18 protein-coding genes and 1 riboswitch are annotated in these 18,485 nt (G+C 69.1%); of the genes, 8 read left to right on the forward strand and 10 right to left on the reverse strand.

Annotation, left to right across the window (positions count from 1 at the left end; translation table 11 throughout):
- Nucleotides 1–4: 4 nt before the first annotated feature.
- Nucleotides 5–1,606, reverse strand: coding sequence for a peptide chain release factor 3 (locus tag ACZ5Z2_RS03380; protein WP_464760571.1), 1,602 nt, complete (start codon nt 1,604–1,606; stop codon nt 5–7).
- A 224-nt stretch (nt 1,607–1,830) separates the two neighbouring features.
- Between ACZ5Z2_RS03380 and ACZ5Z2_RS03385 the strand changes: the two genes are divergently transcribed.
- Nucleotides 1,831–2,661, forward strand: a complete 831-nt coding sequence (locus ACZ5Z2_RS03385; RefSeq protein WP_464760572.1) for a glucose 1-dehydrogenase — start codon at nt 1,831–1,833, stop codon at nt 2,659–2,661.
- Nucleotides 2,662–2,717: 56 nt separating this feature from the next.
- On the opposite strand, the gene ACZ5Z2_RS03390 is transcribed toward ACZ5Z2_RS03385, so the two are convergent.
- From ACZ5Z2_RS03390 to ACZ5Z2_RS03400, 3 genes are read right to left on the reverse strand one after another with little or no spacing between them, the layout of a single operon-like run.
- Nucleotides 2,718–3,875: a YncE family protein gene (locus tag ACZ5Z2_RS03390; protein ID WP_464760573.1), complete on the reverse strand. Its 1,158-nt coding sequence runs from the start codon at nt 3,873–3,875 to the stop codon at nt 2,718–2,720.
- 41 nt (nt 3,876–3,916) lie between these two features.
- Complete coding sequence (locus ACZ5Z2_RS03395; protein WP_464760574.1) at nt 3,917–4,735, reverse strand: creatininase family protein; 819 nt, start codon at nt 4,733–4,735, stop codon at nt 3,917–3,919.
- A gap of 26 nt (nt 4,736–4,761) precedes the next feature.
- Entirely contained in the window at nt 4,762–5,481 is a 720-nt protein-coding gene (locus ACZ5Z2_RS03400) for a 2OG-Fe dioxygenase family protein (RefSeq protein ID WP_464760575.1), read from the reverse strand.
- A gap of 537 nt (nt 5,482–6,018) precedes the next feature.
- Nucleotides 6,019–6,131, forward strand: a riboswitch (SAM riboswitch).
- Between the two features lie 78 nt (nt 6,132–6,209).
- On the opposite strand from ACZ5Z2_RS03400, the gene metX reads away from it, so the two are divergent.
- From metX to ACZ5Z2_RS03415, 3 genes are read left to right on the forward strand one after another with little or no spacing between them, the layout of a single operon-like run.
- A complete protein-coding gene (gene metX / locus ACZ5Z2_RS03405; RefSeq protein WP_464760576.1) occupies nt 6,210–7,226 on the forward strand; it encodes a homoserine O-succinyltransferase MetX in 1,017 nt (338 codons plus the stop codon).
- A 49-nt stretch (nt 7,227–7,275) separates the two neighbouring features.
- Nucleotides 7,276–8,466: a cystathionine gamma-synthase gene (gene metB / locus ACZ5Z2_RS03410; protein WP_464760577.1), complete on the forward strand. Its 1,191-nt coding sequence runs from the start codon at nt 7,276–7,278 to the stop codon at nt 8,464–8,466.
- A complete protein-coding gene (locus ACZ5Z2_RS03415; protein ID WP_464760578.1) occupies nt 8,463–9,545 on the forward strand; it encodes a homoserine dehydrogenase family protein in 1,083 nt (360 codons plus the stop codon). Before metB ends, ACZ5Z2_RS03415 begins: the two co-directional genes overlap by 4 nt.
- A gap of 502 nt (nt 9,546–10,047) precedes the next feature.
- Here the strand turns inward: ACZ5Z2_RS03415 and ACZ5Z2_RS03420 are convergent.
- From ACZ5Z2_RS03420 to gshB, 6 genes are all read right to left on the reverse strand, one after another.
- Nucleotides 10,048–10,695, reverse strand: coding sequence for a glutathione S-transferase family protein (locus ACZ5Z2_RS03420; RefSeq protein ID WP_464760579.1), 648 nt, complete (start codon nt 10,693–10,695; stop codon nt 10,048–10,050).
- A gap of 97 nt (nt 10,696–10,792) precedes the next feature.
- On the reverse strand, nt 10,793–11,719 hold the full coding sequence (locus ACZ5Z2_RS03425) for an aspartate carbamoyltransferase catalytic subunit (protein ID WP_464760580.1): 927 nt from the start codon (nt 11,717–11,719) through the stop codon (nt 10,793–10,795).
- Nucleotides 11,716–12,168: a Holliday junction resolvase RuvX gene (ruvX, locus tag ACZ5Z2_RS03430; protein WP_464760581.1), complete on the reverse strand. Its 453-nt coding sequence runs from the start codon at nt 12,166–12,168 to the stop codon at nt 11,716–11,718. The genes ACZ5Z2_RS03425 and ruvX overlap by 4 nt, the downstream gene beginning before the upstream one ends.
- Nucleotides 12,165–12,734 carry a YqgE/AlgH family protein gene (locus ACZ5Z2_RS03435; RefSeq protein ID WP_464760582.1) on the reverse strand — a complete coding sequence of 190 codons (570 nt, stop codon included), beginning with the start codon at nt 12,732–12,734 and terminating at the stop codon, nt 12,165–12,167. Before ACZ5Z2_RS03435 ends, ruvX begins: the two co-directional genes overlap by 4 nt.
- A 35-nt stretch (nt 12,735–12,769) precedes the next feature.
- Complete coding sequence (locus tag ACZ5Z2_RS03440; RefSeq protein WP_464760583.1) at nt 12,770–13,630, reverse strand: energy transducer TonB; 861 nt, start codon at nt 13,628–13,630, stop codon at nt 12,770–12,772.
- Nucleotides 13,627–14,589 (reverse strand): glutathione synthase, encoded by a 963-nt coding sequence (gshB, locus tag ACZ5Z2_RS03445; protein ID WP_464760584.1) that lies wholly within the window; start codon nt 14,587–14,589, stop codon nt 13,627–13,629. The genes ACZ5Z2_RS03440 and gshB overlap by 4 nt, the downstream gene beginning before the upstream one ends.
- A 337-nt stretch (nt 14,590–14,926) precedes the next feature.
- Between gshB and ACZ5Z2_RS03450 the strand changes: the two genes are divergently transcribed.
- From ACZ5Z2_RS03450 to ACZ5Z2_RS03465, 4 genes are all read left to right on the forward strand, one after another.
- Complete coding sequence (locus ACZ5Z2_RS03450) at nt 14,927–15,337, forward strand: response regulator (RefSeq protein ID WP_464760585.1); 411 nt, start codon at nt 14,927–14,929, stop codon at nt 15,335–15,337.
- A gap of 24 nt (nt 15,338–15,361) precedes the next feature.
- Nucleotides 15,362–15,733 carry a response regulator gene (locus ACZ5Z2_RS03455; RefSeq protein WP_464760586.1) on the forward strand — a complete coding sequence of 124 codons (372 nt, stop codon included), beginning with the start codon at nt 15,362–15,364 and terminating at the stop codon, nt 15,731–15,733.
- Entirely contained in the window at nt 15,730–16,275 is a 546-nt protein-coding gene (locus ACZ5Z2_RS03460; protein WP_464760587.1) for a chemotaxis protein CheW, read from the forward strand. The genes ACZ5Z2_RS03455 and ACZ5Z2_RS03460 overlap by 4 nt, the downstream gene beginning before the upstream one ends.
- 125 nt (nt 16,276–16,400) lie before the next feature.
- The gene (locus ACZ5Z2_RS03465; protein ID WP_464760588.1) at nt 16,401–18,431 is read left to right on the forward strand and encodes a methyl-accepting chemotaxis protein; all 2,031 of its coding nucleotides are present in this window, start codon (nt 16,401–16,403) and stop codon (nt 18,429–18,431) included.
- Nucleotides 18,432–18,485 lie beyond the last annotated feature (54 nt).

The following is an 18,485-nucleotide window of genomic DNA, read 5'->3' on the forward strand; positions in this document are numbered from 1 at the left end:
CGGCTTACACCTCGACAGCGGTCGCGTGCTCGCGCGTGGCCGAGAAGCGCACCGCGGGCGAACGCTCCTGCGCCAGTTGCAGGTTCACCCGCGAGGGCGCGAGGTAGACCAGCTCGCCGGCGGCGTCGATGGCGAGGTTCATCGCGTTCTTCTCGCGGAATTCCTCCAGCTTCTTCGCGTCGTCGCAGTGCACCCAGCGCGCGGTGGCCACGGTCACCGGCTCGAACGCGGCGTCCACGCCGTACTCGTCCTTGAGGCGGTAGGCCACCACGTCGAACTGCAGCACGCCCACCGCGCCCAGGATCAGGTCGTTCGACATCAGTGGGCGGAAGAACTGCGTGGCGCCTTCTTCCGACAACTGCGCCAGGCCCTTCTGCAGCGCCTTCATCTTCAGCGGATCGCGCAGGCGCGCGCGGCGGAACAGTTCCGGCGCGAAGTTCGGGATGCCGGTGAAGGAAACCGGTTCGCCTTCGGTGAAGGTGTCGCCGATGGCGATGGTGCCGTGGTTGTGCAGGCCGATCACGTCGCCGGGATACGCGGTCTCCACGATCTCGCGGTCGCTGGCCATGAAGGTGAGCGCGTTGGCGATGCGCACTTCCTTGTTCGTGCGCGTCTGGATCATCTTCATGCCGGCGCTGTAGGTGCCCGAGCACACGCGCATGAAGGCCACGCGGTCGCGGTGCGCGGGATCCATGTTGGCCTGGATCTTGAACACGAAACCGGTGAGCTTTTCCTCCTCCGGCTGTACCTCGCGCGTAGTGGTGGCGCGGGCGCGCGGTGCGGGCGCGTGCTCCACGAAGAAGTCCAGCAGCAGCTGCACGCCGAAGTTGTTCACCGCCGAGCCGAAGAACACCGGGGTGAGCTTGCCGGCGAGGTAGTCGCCCAGGTCGAACGAGGGCGCGGCGCCCTGCACCAGTTCCAGCTCCTCGCGCAGCTCGGCCAGCGCCTCGCTGCCGATGGCGGCTTCGAGACCCGGCGCATCGAGACCCTTGAAGATGGTGGAGTCCTGCCGGGTGAAGTTCCTGCCCTGCTCGAACAGGTGCACCTCGTCCAGTAGCAGGTGGTACACGCCCTTCAGCCGCTTGCCCATGCCGATCGGCCAGGTCAGCGGCGCGCAGGCGATGCCCAGCACGGATTCCACCTCGTCCAGCAGCTCGATCGGCGACTTGCCCTCGCGGTCGAGCTTGTTGATGAAGGTCATGATCGGCGTGTTGCGCAGACGGCACACCTCCATCAGCTTGATCGTGCGCTCCTCCACGCCCTTGGCGCAGTCGATCACCATCAGCGCCGAGTCCACCGCGGTGAGCACGCGGTAGGTGTCCTCGGAGAAGTCCGCGTGGCCGGGCGTGTCGAGCAGGTTGACGATCTTGCCTTCGTACGGGAACTGCATCACCGACGAGGTCACCGAGATGCCGCGCTCCTTCTCCAGCGCCATCCAGTCCGAGGTGGCGTGGCGCGCCGCCTTGCGGCCCTTCACCGAGCCGGCCATCTGGATCGCGCCGCCGAACAGCAGCAGCTTTTCCGTCAGCGTAGTCTTGCCCGCGTCGGGATGACTGACGATGGCGAAGGTGCGGCGGCGGCGGGTTTCGTCGAGGTGGGTGGACATAGGAGGGCATCGGTCGTTCGGCTAACCGCGCATTCTAGCTTGCGCAGGCCCGGTTGGCCCCCGGTTGACCCTGAGCGGGTTGCATCGGCGCAGCCATCCCGGGGATCATGCGGCCTTCCCGATGCGGCTGCGGAGCAGCGTGCCATGAACACGTCCAGGCAATAAGCCAACGGCAAGGCGCCCGTGCGCCTCGCTTTCCATGACTTTTTGCTGGGGACGCAACCATGGGTCGTCTGAAGGGCAAGGCCGCGCTGGTGACTGGCGCGGCAAGGGGCATTGGCGCGGCCATCGCGGCCGCTTTCGCAAATGAGGGTGCATCGGTCTACGTGACCGACATCGACGCCGTGCGCGGCGAGGAAGTGGCGTCGCGGCTCGGCGGGTCGGCGGCGTTCCTGCCGCTGGACGTACGCGAAGAAACGCATTGGCTGCAAGCCGTCGATCGGGTGCTGGCGCGCTCCGGCCGGCTCGACGTGCTGGTGAACAATGCCGGCATCACGGGATTCGAGGCCGGCTTCGTGCCGCACGATCCGGAGCACGCCACGCTGGCCGAGTGGCGGCGCGTGCACGAAACCAACCTGGACGGCGTGTTCCTCGGATGCCGCGAGGCGATCCGCGCGATGCGCACGACCGGAACGGGGTCGATCATCAACCTCTCGTCGCGCTCCGGCGTGGTCGGCATCCCGGCGGCGGCCGCTTACGCATCGAGCAAGGCGGCGGTGCGCAACCACACCAAGAGCGTTGCGCTCTATTGCGCGGAGCAGGGGCTGCGCGTGCGCTGCAACGCCATCCACCCGGCCGCGGTGCTCACGCCGATGTGGGAGCCGATGCTGGGCAGCGGCGCGGCGCGCGAGGCGAACATGGCGGCCTTCGTCAGGGATACGCCGTTGCGGCGTTTTGGCAGGCCGGAGGAAGTGGCCGCCGTCGCCGTCCTGCTTGCCTCGGACGAGGCGACCTACATGACGGGCAGCGAGATCCATGTCGACGGCGGCATTCTTGCGGGCTCGGCTGCCACGCCAAGGAATGATGTACACGGCGAGGCGTGGCCGGCATCCTGAAACGAGAAAGCCCGGGCCGTGGCCCGGGCTTTCCATGAAAGCGTGCCGTTCCGCCGTCAGCGCATGATGCCGGTATGCCCCAGCGAGTAGCGGCCCGGCTGCGGCCACACCGCGATGCCGTGCGGCTCGGCGCCGACCTTGATGATGCGCACCTTGCCGGTGGCGGTGTCGAAGGCGTAGGCCACGTCGTCGAAGCGGCCGGACAGCCACAGCGTCTTGCCGTCCGCGCTGACGTTGCCCATGTCCGGGCTGCCGCCGCCGGGGATCGGCCAGTTGGCGATCACCTTGCGCGTGGCGAAATCGATCACCGACACGCTGCCCGGCCCGTGGCGCGGGCCGTGCACCTTGTTGGAGCCGCGGTTGGCGACGTACAGCTTGGTGCCGTCGCGGCTGGGGTATTCGCCGTGCGTGCCGATGCCGGTCTTGATGAAGCCGATCTTGGTGAAGCTGTCGCCGTCGATCAGGAACACGCCGTCGGCCATCATGTCGGCCACGTAGAACACCTTGCCGTCGGGCGAGACGCGGATGTCCTGCGGCATGCCGTGCCTGTCGAGGTCGAGGTAGCCCAGCACCTTGTGGTTGACCATGTCGATCTTGACCAGCTTGCCGCCGAACTCGCAGGTGAAGATCGCGTAGCGGCCGTCGATGGAGAAGTCGGCGTGGTTGATGCCCTTGCACTCCGGCGCGTTCACGCTGAACTTCAGCGCCATCGTGTGCGGGTCGCGGAAATCCAGCCGCGCGTGCGCCTCGGCCACCACGATGGCGTACTTGCCGTCGGGCGTGAAGTACATGTTGTACGGGTCGTCCACCGGAATGGCCTGGCCCGGCTTGCCGGTCTTCGGATCGATCGGCGTTAGGCTGCCGTCGGTGTGGCCCTCGGCGTTGTTGGTGACCCACAGCGTCTTGAGGTCGTAGGAGGGCACCACGTGCTGCGGGCTGCGGCCCACCGGGAAGGTGTAGAGCACCTTGTAGGTGGCCGGGTCGATCACGGTGACGCTGTCGCCGCGCAGGTTGGGCACGTAGATGCGCGGCAGCGCGCCGGCCACCGCCGGGCTGAACATGTCGTAGCCGGCGTCGCTGTAGAGATTGTTCGGATTCGTCACCGGCGGCATGCCGGGCACCGTGCGGACGGCCGAGGCGGCGCCGGCGGCCAGCGGCGCGGCGCACAGGCCGGCGAGCAGGGCGATGCGGGAGAAGCGGTTGCGTGGGGTCATGTTCGGGTTCGCTGTGGGAACGGAAAAAAGCGAGCGGCGCATTATCGCGCAGACGTGTCCTTGCGGATCGCTTCCACGGTCTGTGCCACGATGGCGTCGACGCCGAGCTGGCCCAGCGCCGCGCTGGAGCGGCGCGGGTCGCCGCCATACACGCCGTCGGCTGCGCCGGGCTTGGGCGCGGCGCGCAGGGCGTCCAGCCGCACCATCTGCGGAGCCACCGCCAATTGCAGCGAGGTGTCGGCTAGCGCGGCGTGGGTGCCGATCTCGTCGTCGCGGATGCCGTGCCGGCGCAGGATCTGCGCAAAGCCGGTGGAACTCGCCGCGTAGTATTCCGGCGGCGCGAACGCGCGTGCCGGCTTGCCGGCCCATTGCTTGTTGAGCCGTGCGACCACTTGCCGCAGGTCTTTCTGGTAGCCGCCGTGGTCGCCGAGGAAGACGACGTTGCGGAAGCCGTGCACCGCAAAACTGTTCGCGGCCGACTCCAGCAACTGTTCGAACGTGGCGTCCGGGATGGTGATGGTGCCCGGGAAGCGCATGTGCGAGGTCGGCGGCGCGTAGCCGCCTTCGGGCACGTAGTCGACGGTGGGCGCCACCAGCGCGTTGCCCAGCTGCTGCGCGATGCGCTCGGCCAGCACGGTGGCGCGCCGGTTGTGCTTGCCCACCGCGATGTACGGGCCGCTCTGCTCGGTGCCGCCGATGGGGATGATGACGGTGGTCTTGCCGGCATGGATCTGGCTGCGCAGCTCGGTCCAGGTGAGATCCTGCAGCTGCACGGTGGCCGGCGTCTGCGCGAACGCGCCCTGGGCGGCGAACAGCAGCGCGGCGAGCGCAAACGCGCGTTTCGGAAAGCGTGGGAGCATGGTGTTCCTTGCGTGATGCCTGATGGTCAGGCGGCCTTGAGCGTCACCACCAGCACGTCGCGATATGCGGCCTGTGCAGGATCCTTGGGTACCACCGGCGTGACGCCGTGAAAGACGCGATGGTCGTCGAGCAGCGCCGCGTCGAAGGCGCGGGCGAGGGTGAACTGGCCCAGCTCGCGGCCATCGGGCGCGTGGATTGTGGTGGTGCCGCGCTCGATGTTCTCGCGGTCGACCAGCAGCACCAGCACGTAGTCCACCCCGTCGCGGTGCACGCCTTCGGGCGTGGGCTCGCCGGCGGCGTCGGCGCGCGCCTCGATACGGAACTGGTGCGCCTCGATGCGCCAGCTTGCCACCTGCGGCGCCAGCGCGCCGAAGCCGTCGCGGCAGAACGCGAGGATGCGCCGCAGGCTGGCGCCCTCCGCGATGGCCGGCGCCACCGGCTCGAACCAGCGCTCGATGCCGCCCTGCAGGGTGTTGTAGGTCAGGCTCTGGTAATGCGGCTGGTGCGGCTCGTGGCGGATCGCGCCGTCGGCGCCAGCGGCGAACACCGCATGCCGCCGACGGCGATGGCGGCCGCGCGCGGCGAGGTAGCCGTCGTCGCCCAGGGTGTTCCAGCTCGCGGCGAACGCCGGCCAGTCGTCCAGCGTGGATGCGTCCAGCAGGCCGCGCATGGCTTCGGCGACGACGAAGGCGAAGCCGTCGCGCCGCAACGCGGCGTGCAGGTCGGGAAGGGCTGGGTGGCTCATCCGCGCAAAGCTAGCAGTTCGCGCATGAAGCGGCACTGGCTGGCGTGGGGCGGGATGCGGGCAGGCCCCGGAGCCTGTTCACGATCCCCGCCGGCCTCCACGAAGCGTCATCCCGGCGAACACCGGGCAAAAGCGCGCCCTTGCGCGCGTTGAACAGCCGAAGGCTGGCCCCGCAGGGGCGAGCGCAGCGAGTCATTCAGTGTCGTTGCTTTTTCAGGTCTGAGTCACTGGATTCCTGCTTGACCAGCCCTTCGGCTGTTGAAAAGCGCCTCGCAGGCATGGCGAGAGGCAGTCGCCGGGTCGACGGGGAGGTCGTGAACAGGTTCTTGCATCGGCCGGCGGATGCCTCTTGTCCCGAAAGTGGCCTGGGCGTTGCGGCAAGGCCGGACTTCTCCCCGGCGAGTGTGAGAGGGGATTCACTGTCCAGTCCACGTTCGTGCGCGGGTCTTGTGAAGCTACTATCACGAATGGCCATATGAACGTCCAGACGTTTAGACGTCTATTGACATGTTTATATGCCGCATGCAGAATCTTCCCCACTCATCGAGACCGGCTGAGGGACAGGCCCTTTGAAGCCGGGGCAACCTGCGGAATGTTCCGCGACGGTGCCAACTCCTGCGGCGGCGCGAAGGCGCCCCGGCAGATGGGCAGCTTGCGCAGCGGCGTCGTGCCGCATTCGCGCGGGGCTCCTCTCCGGCATCCGCAGGCGATGCCGAACGGAGAGACGCATGAGCCAGCCGCAGCCCGAAACCTGTAATCCCTGTGCCGCCGACGTGGTGGGGCCGTCCGTGGCGCCGCGTGCGCTCGGGGCGCAGCGCAGCACGCGGCGGCTGGTGCTCAACCCGAAGCACGGCAACGGCCCGCGCGAGGTCGACGTGCGCTACCTGTGGTGCGGCGCGCCGGATGCGCCCACCGTGATCGTGCAGGGCGGCATCTCCGCGAACCGCGATGTCACCGCGCCGGCCGGTGCCGCGGCGGGGTGGTGGCAGGCGCTGGTGGCGGAGGATGCGGCGATCGATCTCGCTCGTTTCCGCGTGCTGGCCATCGACTGGCTCGTTCCCGCGGAGCTGGGCACCGCCACCATCTCCAGCGAGGATCAGGCCGATGCGCTGGCCGCGCTGCTGGATGCGCTGGGCATCGTCAAGGCGCATGCCTTCGTAGGGTCGTCCTATGGTGCGATGGTGGGGCTGGCCTTTGCCGCCGGGCATTCGCAGCGCGCCGATCGTCTGGTGCTCCTGGCCGGTGCGCACCGCGCCCATCCGCTGTCCACCGCGCAGCGCAGCGTGCAGCGCGGCATCGTGCGGCTGGGGCAGTCCAGCGGCCAGTTGGACGAGGCGCTGGCGCTGGCGCGCCAGCTCGCCATCACCACCTACCGCGGCAGCGCCGAGTTCGGCCGCCGTTTCGCCGGCGAGCCGGAGTGGCGCGGCGAGCGCTTCCATTTTCCGGTCGAGGACTACCTGGAACACCAGGGGCGCCGCTTCGTCGAGCGCTTCGACGCCGACCGCTTCCTGGCGCTGTCCGAGTCCATCGACCTGCACGACGTGAAGCCCGAGCAGGTGCCGCTACCGACCACGCTGATCGGCTTTCCGTCGGATCGCCTGGTGCCGCTGGCCGACCTCTGCGAACTGCAGCGCCGCCTGCGCGGCCCGGCCACGCTGGAAGTGGTGGAGTCGCCCTACGGCCACGACGCCTTCCTCAAGGAACCGGAGCAGCTCGCGCCGCTGCTGCGCGAAGCCCTGCGCTGAAACCAAACGACAACAACAAGCTGCACATCTGGATTTCGGGAGTACACCCATGAGCGACAGCACCGCCCCCAGCACCCGCGCCGTGCGCGCCGGCATCGAGAGCGACACCCAGCACGGCGCGGTGGTGCCACCGCTGCATCTCTCGACCAACTACAGCTTCGAGGGTTTCGGCAAGAAGCGGCCCTACGACTACTCGCGCAGTGGCAATCCCACGCGCGACCTGCTGGCGAACGCGCTGGCCGAGCTGGAGCAAGGTGCGGGCGCCGTGGTCACCGCCAGCGGCATGGCCGCGGTGGCGCTGGCGCTGGAGCTGGTGCCAGCCGGCGCCACGGTACTGGCCGCGCATGACTGCTACGGCGGCACCTGGCGCATCCTCGACGCCTGGGCGAAGAAGGGCCGCTTCGCGGTGCAGTTCGCCGACCTCACCGATCCCGCCGCGCTGGCTGCCGGCCTCGCCGCCAAGCCGGCGCTGGTGTGGGTGGAAACACCGTCCAACCCGCTGCTGCGCATCACCGACATCCGCCACGTGGCGCAGGCCGCGCACGCCGCGGGCGCGCTGGTGGTGGTGGACAACACCTTCCTCTCGCCCGCCCTGCAGCAGCCGCTGGCGCTGGGCGCCGACGTGGTGGTGCATTCGACGACGAAGTACATCAACGGCCACAGCGACGTGGTGGGCGGCGCCGTGGTGGCGCGCACGCCGGAGCTGGCCGAGCAGCTCAAGTGGTGGGGCAACTGCAACGGCCTCACCGGCGCGCCGTTCGACAGCTATCTCACCCTGCGCGGCCTGCGCACGCTGGGCGTGCGCCTGCGCCAGCACCAGGAGAACGCCGAACGCATCGCCGCGCATCTGGACGGCCATGCCGCCGTGCGCAAGGTGTACTACCCCGGCCTCGCGTCCAACCCGTACCACGCGCTGGCCGCGCGCCAGCAGCAGGGCTTCGGCGCCATGCTCAGCTTCGAGCTGGAGGGCGACGAGGCGCAGATCGCCGCCTTCGTCGATGGCCTGGAGTATTTCTCGCTGGCCGAGTCGCTGGGCGGCGTGGAGAGCCTGATCGCGCATCCGGCCACCATGACCCATGCCGCGATGGCGCCGGAGGCGCGCCGCAAGGCCGGTATCGCCGACACCCTGCTGCGCGTGTCGGTAGGCATCGAGGACGGCGACGACCTGCTGCGCGACCTCGACGCCGCGCTGGTGCGCGCGGTGGCGGCAGGCAAATCCAAACGTGCGGTGGGCGCATGAGCGCGGTGCTGGCGGAAGCGGTGCCCCTGGCGAAGCGCGAGCCGGCATCCGACATCGCCGTGGTGTTGCTCGGCACGGGCGTCGTCGGCGGCGCCTTCCTCAAGCTGCTGAATACGCCCGCCGCCGCGTCGCTGCGGCTGGTGGGTGCGGCCAATTCGCGCCGCCAGCAGACCGAGCCGGCGAAGCTCGCCGAGCGCAACCTGCGCGAGCAGCTGAAGGGCGCCGGCGCGCAGCGCGACGACGCGGCCCTGCTGGCCGCGCTCGACGCCAGCGACGCGGTGGTCAAGGTGATCGTGGACGCCACTGCCAGCGCCGCGCTGGCCGCGCGCCACGCGGAATGGCTGGATCGCGGCTACCACGTGGTCACCGCCAACAAGTCGCTGGGCGGCGGTGAGCTGCCGGGCTGGCGTGCGCTACAGGCTGCACTGGCCAACGGTGCGCGCTACGGCGATTCCGCCACCGTGGGCGCGGGCCTGCCGGTACTTTCCACGCTGCGCCGGCTGCGCCAGTGCGGCGACGCGCTGCTCACGCTGGAGGGCGTGTTCTCCGGTTCGCTCTCCTATCTCTTCAACGGCTACGACGGCAGCCGCCCGTTCTCCGCGCTGCTGCTCGAGGCGCGCGAGCGCGGCTACACCGAGCCCGATCCGCGCGCCGATTTGTCCGGCGAGGACGTGGCGCGCAAGCTGCTGATCCTCGCTCGCAACGCCGGCTTCGCGCTGGGCTGGGACGAAGTGCAGGTGGAAAGCCTGGTGCCCGAGCCGCTGCGCGCGCTGGACACCGAGCAGTTCCTCGCCCGGCTCGAGGAACTCGACGAACCGCTCGCCACGCTGCATGCCGAGGCCAAGGCGCGCGGCAACGTGCTGCGCTTCCTTGCCCGCCTCAACCAGCGTGGCCATGCCCGCGTGGGGCTGGTGGAAGTACCCGCCGACCATCCCGCCGCGCGGCTCTACGGCACCGACAACCAGTTCGCGCTCACCACCACGCGGTATCACACGCAGCCGCTGGTGATCCAGGGGCCGGGTGCAGGGCCGGAGGTTACCGCGCAGGCGCTGCTGGGCGACGTGCTGGCGTTGGGCTGAAGACATTGCGCAAATGCCCGTCATTCCGGCGCAGGCCCACTACTGTCCGGAGTAATTTTGAACATTCGTGGCCGCGGTCTTTCTCGTCATTCCGGCGCAGGCCGGAATCCAGTGGCCGTGCGGCCTGAGCGAACATGGTCGCTACTGGATCCCGGCCTTCGCCGGGATGACGGTCTGGATAGGTGGTCGTTATCGGAAATGAAGTCGCCTTCTCGCAATGCTTCGTGCAAGCGGCGCGGGCCTTCATCCTTCGACACCATCCCCAGATTATTCCGGACAGCAGTGGGCGCAGGCCGGGATCCAGTAACGGCATGGCCTGGATGCGCGCGGGCGCCGCTGGATTCCGGCCTGCGCCGGAATGACGAACTATTGATCCGGCTCGCAAATGCGATACATCCACCGTTCGTCCTGAGCGTAGTGAGGCGAAGTCGAAGGACATCGGCGGAAACGATTTGCGGGCCGGATCAATAGGGCCATTCGCGCGTGGGCTGCGCTCTCGCAGCTAAGCCTTCGGCACGAACTGCAGGTAAGGCTCCGCCTCGCGCAGCGCGCGGGCGAAGGAGGTGCGCTCCATCAGGCGTTGCCGGTAGGCGGCGACGTGCGGGAAGCCGTCCACCGGTTCGGCCCATGCCGAGTAGAACAAGGGCGGGGCCGCGGCGCAGTCGGCCAGGGTGAATGCGTCGCCCATGGCCCAGGTGCGCTCGCGCATTTCCCCGTCGAGCAGCGCATAGGCCGTGCGCAGCTGCGCCCGCGCCTGCTCCACGCCGATCGCGTCGTGGCCGTCCGCTGGGCGCAGGCGGTCGGTGATGACCTTCTGCGTGGGCACGTGCAGGTACAGGTCGAAGAAGCGGTCGCGTTCGCGCACGTCCAGCGCGGCCTGTGGATCGGCGGGAATCAGCGCCGTGCTGCCCGGGTAGTGCAGCGCCAGGTATTCGATGATGACGGTGGATTCCGGCACGGTGCGGCCACGTGCCTCGTCGCGCAGCACCGGGAAGCGCAGGATCGGCCAGACCTTGCGGAAATCCTCGCGCGAGGCCTCGTCGTCCAGCCGCACCATGCGCGGCTCGAACGGCGTGCCGTTCTCGTACAAGGCGATCAACACCTTGTGGCAGAACGAGGACAGCGGGTGCATGTAGAGCTGCAGGTTCATGCGGGTTTCCCAAGTGGTGGCCAGGCCGCGACGGCGGCCTTTCTGCCATGGCGACGAACGGGCGCCGCCGCTTTCGACATGCCGCCTGCCTGCCGCTTCAGCGCGCCAGCAGCTCGCCCAGCACGGCCATGCGCACGAACACGCCGTTGGCCACCTGTTCGAGGATGCGCGACTGCGCGCCGTCGGCCACCGCGTCGGCGATCTCGATGCCGCGGTTGAGCGGGCCGGGATGCATCACCAGGCAGCCCTTGGCAGCCATGGCCAGGCGGCGCTGGTCGAGGCCGTAGTGGCGGAAGTAGGCGGCCTCGTCGGGCAGGTCGGTGGACGCCATGCGCTCCTTCTGCAGGCGCAGCATGATCGCCACGTCGGCGCCCGCGACGGCGCTGTCGAAGTCCTCGGTGAAGTGGCACTGGGGGAACTCGGCGGCGTCTGGCAGCAGCGCGGCCGGGCCGCACAGGCGGATATCGCCCACGCCCAGCGCGGCCAGCGCGTGCACGTCGGAGCGCGCCACGCGCGAGTGGCGGATGTCGCCGCAGATCGTCACCGCCAGGTTCTCGAAATCCGGCCGGTGCTGGCGGATGGTCAGCGCGTCGAGCAGGCCCTGGGTGGGATGCGCGCGGTTGCCGTCGCCGGCGTTGACCACCGACACGCCGCTCATCGCGTGGCGCACCAGCTCGTCCGGCGTGCCGGACACCTTGTGGCGCACCACGATGGCGTCGAGGTGCATCGCCTCCAGCGTGTGCAGGGTGTCGTACAGCGCCTCGCCCTTGTTGGCCGAGGAGAAGCCGATGTCGAAGTTCACCACGTCGGCGCCCAATCGGCGCGCGGCCAGCTCGAACGAGGTGCGCGTGCGCGTGGACGGCTCGAAGAACAGGTTGAGCACGGTGCGCCCGGCCAGCGTGTCCAGCTTGCGCGTGCCGTGCGCGCAGGCGTCGCGCAGCGCGATGGCGCGGTCGAGCAGGTGTTCGATGCTGGCGCGCGGCAGGTGTTCCAGCGTGGTGAGGTGGCGCAGGCGTGGGCTCATGGCGGGGATGCTTGAGTGGAAAGATCGGAAGGGGCGCCGGCGAGCCAGCGTTCGAGGATCACGGCGGCGGCTTCGGCGTCGATGGCGACGGCGTCGCGGCGGCGCTTGAGGCCCGCGGCGCGCGCGCCGGCGAAGCGCTGCGCGGCTTCCCGCGAGCTGTGGCGTTCGTCCACCAGCGTCACATCGGTGCCGTAGCGGCTCTTGAGCTGCTCGGCGAAGCGGCGAGAGCGCTTGCTGGCGGGTTGTTCATCGCCATCAAGGGTGAGCGGCAGGCCCACCACCAGGACATCGGGTAGCCATTGCGCGTGCAGCGCATCGAGCGCGGGCCAGTCGGGAGCGCCGTCGCGCATCGCCACGACGCCCAGCGCGCGGGCGCTGGCGGTGAACGCATTGCCCACGGCGACGCCGATCAGCTTGCTGCCGACGTCGAAGCCGAAGGCGCAGCTCATGCGTGGCCCGCGTAGCCGGCGAGCTGCAGCGGATCGACGCCGACCAGGCCGGCGGCGGCGCTCCAGCGGTCTTCCAGCGGCGTATCGAAGACCACGCGCTCGCTGGCTTCCACGGTGAGCCAGGCGTTGGCCATCAGCTCCTGTTCCAGCTGGCCGGCGTCCCAGCCCGCGTAGCCCAGCGCCATGATCGCCTGGCGTGGGCCTTCGCCGGCGGCCATCGCCACCAGGATGTCGCGCGAGGTAGTGACCGACCACGAGGCATTGACGCGGTAGCTGGATTCCCAGTGGCCGGGCTCGCGATGCAGCACGAAGCCACGCTCCTGCTGCACCGGGCCGCCGATCAGCACCGGCGCGTCGGCCAGTTCGGGGTCGCTGCATTCCAGCTTCATCTGCGCCAGCACGTCGCCGAAGCGGTAGTGCGAGAGCTGGTTCACCAGCAGGCCCACCGCGCCTTCCTCGTTGTGCTGGCAGAGCAGGGCCACGCCGCGCGAGAACGGCGGTTCGGCCAGTCCGGGCATGGCGATCAGGAAGTGGCCGGTGAGGGTGGGCGGTTCGGTGCGGCTCATGCGCGCATTGTAAGCCGGCCGGGGTGAAGGATCGGCTATTTGCTCCGCAGCACGTTGCCGGGCAGGAACTGCCAGGTGCGGGTGATGTAGAGCTGATCCACCTTGGCCGAGGCGGGCAGCGGCGGGAACGGCGCGGCCAGTTGCACGATGCGTTTGGCGGCGGCGTCCAGCAGCGGTTGGCCGGAGCTCCGGATCACGTCGATGCTGTGGATGCTGCCGTCGCGGTTGATGCCCACGGTGAGCAGCAGGTCGCCGTGCAGGTCGCGCTGGCGCGCCTCTTCCGGGTAGTTGAGGTTGCCCACCCGCTCGACGCGGTCGGACCAGCCGCGCATGTAGGCGGCATAGACGTATTCCCTGGTGCTGGCCGAAATGTACTTCTTGCGCGGCCGCTTCGCGTAGGCCGCGGCCTGGTTGCGCACCTCGGCGGCGAGCTGGGCCATTTCCTGCTGGCGGCGCAGCTCGGTGGCGCTGGGCGCGTCCTGCGGCGGCACTTCGGTCTGCGCGGTGTCGCTGGTCACGCTGAAGCTGCTCTGGCCGCTGGTGGTGACCATGCGTTGCGGCGTGGCCTCGCGCGGCGACGGCGTGGCGGCGGCGATCGACTGCATGGCGGTGCCGGGTAGCGGCTTGGGCAGGGCGCCGGAAAAGGGCTGCGAGGGCCGTGCGGCATGGTCGCTCTGGCCGCCGCCGCTGTTGTTCGCCTGCGCCAGGAAATCGGCCTGGTCGGGCGCCTCGCGGTTGGCCACGTTGACCAGGGTGACGTCCAGCGTGGGCAGGCCGGGTCGGGTCTCGGCGAAGTGGAAGGTGATGCCCAGCAGCAGCACGCCGTGCAGCAGCAGCGAGAACAGCAGGGTCGCGCCGATGGGGTCGGCGGCGGGGCGTGCGGTGGCGGAACTCACGAAGAGGCGTTCTCGATGGCGTCGAACAGCAGGCCCGCGATATTAAGCCCGAACTGCGCATCCAGCTCGCGCGCGCAGGTCGGCGATGTGACGTTGATCTCGGTGAGGTAGTCGCCGATCACGTCCAGGCCCACGAAGCGCAGGCCGCGCCGGCGCAGTTCCGGCGCCACCTGGGCGGCGATCCAGCGGTCGCGCTCGGACAGCGGCACGCCTTCGCCGCGGCCGCCGGCGGCGAGGTTGCCGCGGAACTCGTCGCCCTGCGGGATGCGTGCCAGCGCGTACGGCACCGGCTCGCCGTCGATCAGCAGGATGCGCTTGTCGCCCGCGCTGATCGCCGGGATGAATTTCTGCGCGATGGCGAATTGTCGGCCCTCGCCGTGCGGGCCTCCCGCCAGCAGGGTTTCCAGCATCGAGTTGAGGTTGCCGTCGCCGGCCTTGACCTTGAAGATGCCGCGCCCGCCCATGCCGTCCAACGGCTTCAGCACCGCCTCGCCGCATTCGGCCACGAAGCGGCGCAGCTCGGCGGCGTCGCGGCTGACCAGGGTGGGCGCGATGCACTGCGGGAACTGCAGCGCGAACAGCTTCTCGTTGCAGTCGCGCAGCGCGCGCGGGTCGTTCACCACGTCCACGCCGCCGCGCTGGGCCGCTTCCAGCACCATGGTGTCGTAGACGAACTGCTGGTCGACCGGGGGATCCTTGCGCATCAGCACCACGTCCAGTTCGCGCAGGTCGCGCCACTGCGCCTCGCCCAGCGTGAACCAGTCGCGCGCGTCGTCGCGCACGGCCAGCGGGCGCAGCCGCGCCCATGGCGCGCCGTCGCGCAGCGCCAGATCGCCCTGCTCCATGTAGTGCAGGGCGTGGCCGCGGCGTTGCGCCTCCAGCAGCATGGCCAGGCTGGTGTCCTTGGCCGGCTTGATCGCGCCGATGGGATCCATCAGCACCGCGACCGCAAGAGTCATCGTGGTTCTCCGCGAAAGGTTTTGCGACGCGGCGCGCCGACCGGGGAAGGGGCGATGTTCGCCCACGGCGCCGGTGGCGACAAGCGCGCGTGCCGCGAAGGGCACACACTTGCCGAATTGCGGCACAATGCGCACCCGCAAGGCGCCCGGCAAGGCGAATCTTGCTTGACGCAATCGCGGGCAGGCAGTAAACAACCACCTATGCAAATCCCGTGCAGCGCGGGCGTTGCGGAGCGCGGTACCGAACAAGTTGTCCAGTCACGCAGGCCCGGCGGCACGTTTGTTGCTCGCTATGAGCTGATTTTCCTGGGCCCGTGTTGGGCGACAGGGGGGAGTAATGAATCTGAACGCGAACGCGAATGGTCTGACCGGCCTGCGGGTCATGGTGATCGACGACTCCAAGACCATCCGTCGCACGGCAGAGACCCTGCTGAAGAAGGAAGGCTGCGAGGTGCTCACCGCCGTGGACGGCTTCGAGGCCCTGGCCAAGATCGCCGACCAGAAGCCGGCCATCATCTTCGTCGACATCATGATGCCGCGGCTCGACGGCTACCAGACCTGCGCGCTGATCAAGAACAACCCGCAGTTCCGGGCCACGCCGGTGATCATGCTCAGCTCCAAGGACGGCCTGTTCGACAAGGCGCGTGGCCGCGTCGTCGGCGCCGAGCAGTACCTCACCAAGCCGTTCACCCGCGACGAGCTGCTGGGCGCCATCCAGCACCACGTCAGCGCGACCGCCAACCGCTGACCACAGATCCATCAGGGGGAAACTGTGGCCGACATTCTCATCATCGACGACTCGCCCATCGACGTGCGCGTGCTCACCACGCTGCTCGAACGGGCGGGCCATCAAGTAGCCTCCGTCGGCAACGCCGAGGAGGGCATCGAGCGCGTGCGCAGCACGCCGCCCGCGCTGGTCATCATGGATGTCATCATGCCCGGCATGAACGGCTTCCAGGCCACGCGCACGCTCACCCGCGACCCGGTCACCGCCGGCGTGCCCATCGTGATGATCACCACCAAGGCGATGGAAACCGACCGCGTGTGGGGGCTGCGCCAGGGCGCGCGCGCCTTCATCACCAAGCCGGTGAACGAGGGCGAGCTGCTCGCCTGCATCAACCAACTGCTGTCGAGCGCGGCATGAACGCAAGCACCGGACTCACCCCGTTCGAAATCCTGGCCCGCTACGAGCGGCTGTCGCTGGCGCACGCCTCGGACAGCCGCGAGCGGATGGACGCGCCCGGCCTGTGGCGCGGCATCGGCTACCGCGTGGGGCCGCGTATCCTGGTCAGCGAGATCGGCGAGATCAACGAACTGCTGGCGCTGCCCCCACTCACCGCGGTGCCGCGCACGCAGCCGTGGCTGCTCGGCGTGGCCAACGTGCGCGGCAACCTGATGCCGGTGGTGGATTTCGGCCGCTTCCTGTTCGACGAACGCACGCAGCTGACCGACCGCGCCCGCCTGCTGGTGGTGCGCCAGGGCGGCGGCAGCGTGGCGCTGCTGGTGGACGAGGTGTTCGGCCAGCGCACGGTGGATGCGGGGCAGCGGCGCGAGGCGGAGCCCGAAGACGATCCGCGGCTGGCGCGCTTCGCCGAGCAGCGGGTGGGCGAGGGCGTGCAGCAGATGGCGATACTGAGCATGGGCAAGCTGGTGCGTGCCCCCGATTTCCGCCAGGCCGCGGCCTGATCCGGATCGGTTGCGGACAGCAGATCCGGCGCCGCCATGGGCCGGCAACTCCAAAAGACGACAGATTCAGGGTTTGCCCGTCCGATGACGCGGCCGACCCGGCGAAGTAGACGGACGAGGTGAACATGAGCACTACAGGGGGCGTCGGCAAGGAGCGTGGGAATACCGCACTCATTGTCCTGTTGCTGGTCGCGATCGGCTTCGCGGCCCTGGATTTCTGGCAGCTCAACGTGAAGAACGGCGAAGATCGCCAAGCCGTCGCGTTGACCACGCAGATCCAGGTGCTGTCGCAGCAGACCGCGAAGTTCGCGCTGGAGTCGTCCGACGGCAACGCCGAGTCGTACAAGGAGCTGGAAAGCACGCGCAACGCCATCGACTCGGCGGTGCGCAAGCTGAACAAGGGCGACGCCTCCACCGGCATGCACGCCTACTCCGACAACAACGCCTCGCCGGTCGGTCGCTCGTACAGCGCGCTGGAAAGCGCCTGGAACCAGCTCGACGGCGACATCGGCAAGATCCTCTCGAACAAGGCCGTGGTGCTCGACTCCGGCCAGCGCGCGGCCACCGTGTCGCAGCAGATGCCGCTGCTCAACTCCAGCATGGAGCAGGTGGTCACCATCCTGCAGCAGCGCAACGGCAGCGCCGACCAGATGCTCGGCACCTCGCGCCAGATGCTGTCGGCCGACCGCATCATCCGCCGCGTGCAGGAAGTGCTGCAGGGCGGCGACAACGCCCAGGCCGCCGCCGACGGCCTGCAGCGCGACGCGCAGCAGTACGGCATCGTGCTGCAGGCGCTGATCCAGAACGACCCGAACAGCGGCGTGAAGCCGATCGCCGACGCCAACGCGCGCAAGATCCTCACCGACATGCAGGACAGCTGGGGCAAGCTGGCCGATCCGCTGGCCAAGCTGGTGTCCGCCTCCGGCAACCTCTCCGCGGTGAAGCAGGCCGGCACCAAGGCCTCGCTGGACTCGCAGTCGGTGCTGCTGCGCGCGAACGACCTCGCCGACCAGATCGGCAAGCTGCCGCTGCGCCGCTTCTTCCCGAACGTGTGGTGGGGCCTGCTCGCCGCGATCGGCGCGGTGGCCTTCGCCCTCTTGCTGGTGGTCAGCCTGGTGCGCGACCAGCGCCGCCGCTTCGCCGAGTCCACCTCGCTCAACCAGCGCAACCAGGAGGCGATCATGCGCCTGCTGGACGAGATGGGCGCGCTGGCCGAAGGCGACCTGACGGTGAAGACCACGGTGACCGAAGAGATCACCGGCGCGATCGCCGACTCGGTGAACTACGCCATCGACGAGTTGCGCACCCTGGTGACCACGATCAACGAGACCTCCGAGCAGGTGTCCTCGTCGGCGCAGGAAACCCAGACCACCGCGCGCCACCTGGCGGCCTCGGCCGAACAGCAGGCGCAGCAGATCAGCACCGCGACCAGCGCGATCAACGAGATCGCCAGCTCGATGGATCACGTGTCGAAGAACTCTGCCGAGTCGGCCGACGTGGCCGAGCGCTCGGTGCAGATCGCCTCGCACGGCGCCGAAGTGGTGCGCGAGACGATCTCCGGCATGGACTCGATCCGCGACCAGATCCAGGAAACCTCCAAGCGCATCAAGCGGCTGGGCGAATCCTCGCAGGAAATCGGCTCCATCGTGGAACTCATCAACGACATCGCCGAGCAGACCAACATCCTGGCGTTGAACGCGGCGATCCAGGCGGCTTCGGCGGGCGAAGCGGGCCGCGGTTTCGCGGTGGTGGCGGACGAAGTGCAGCGCCTCGCCGAACGCTCGGCGAGCGCCACGAAGCGAATCGAGACGCTGGTGCAGGCGATTCAGTCCGATACCAACGAAGCGGTGAACTCGATGGAGCAGACCACCGCCGAAGTGGTGGCCGGCGCGCGCAAGGCGGAGGACGCCGGCAGCGCGCTGGGCGACATCGAGCGCGTGTCGCACGATCTGTCCGCGCTGATTCAGAACATCTCCAGCGCGGCGCGCCAGCAGTCGGCGGCGGCGACGGACATTTCGCAATCGATGAACGCAATCCGTGAGATCACCTCGCAGACCTCGCAGGGCGCCAGCCGCACCGCCGATTCGATCGGTACGCTGGCGCAGCTGGCCAGCGACCTGCGTCGTTCGGTGGCCCACTTCAAGCTGCCGGGCTGACGGCGACATTTACCGACTGGGGGCAGTCTCGATGGTGGCGTGGCGATGCGCCGC

The sequence above is a fragment of the Rhodanobacter sp. G1 genome, from assembly GCF_055397855.1.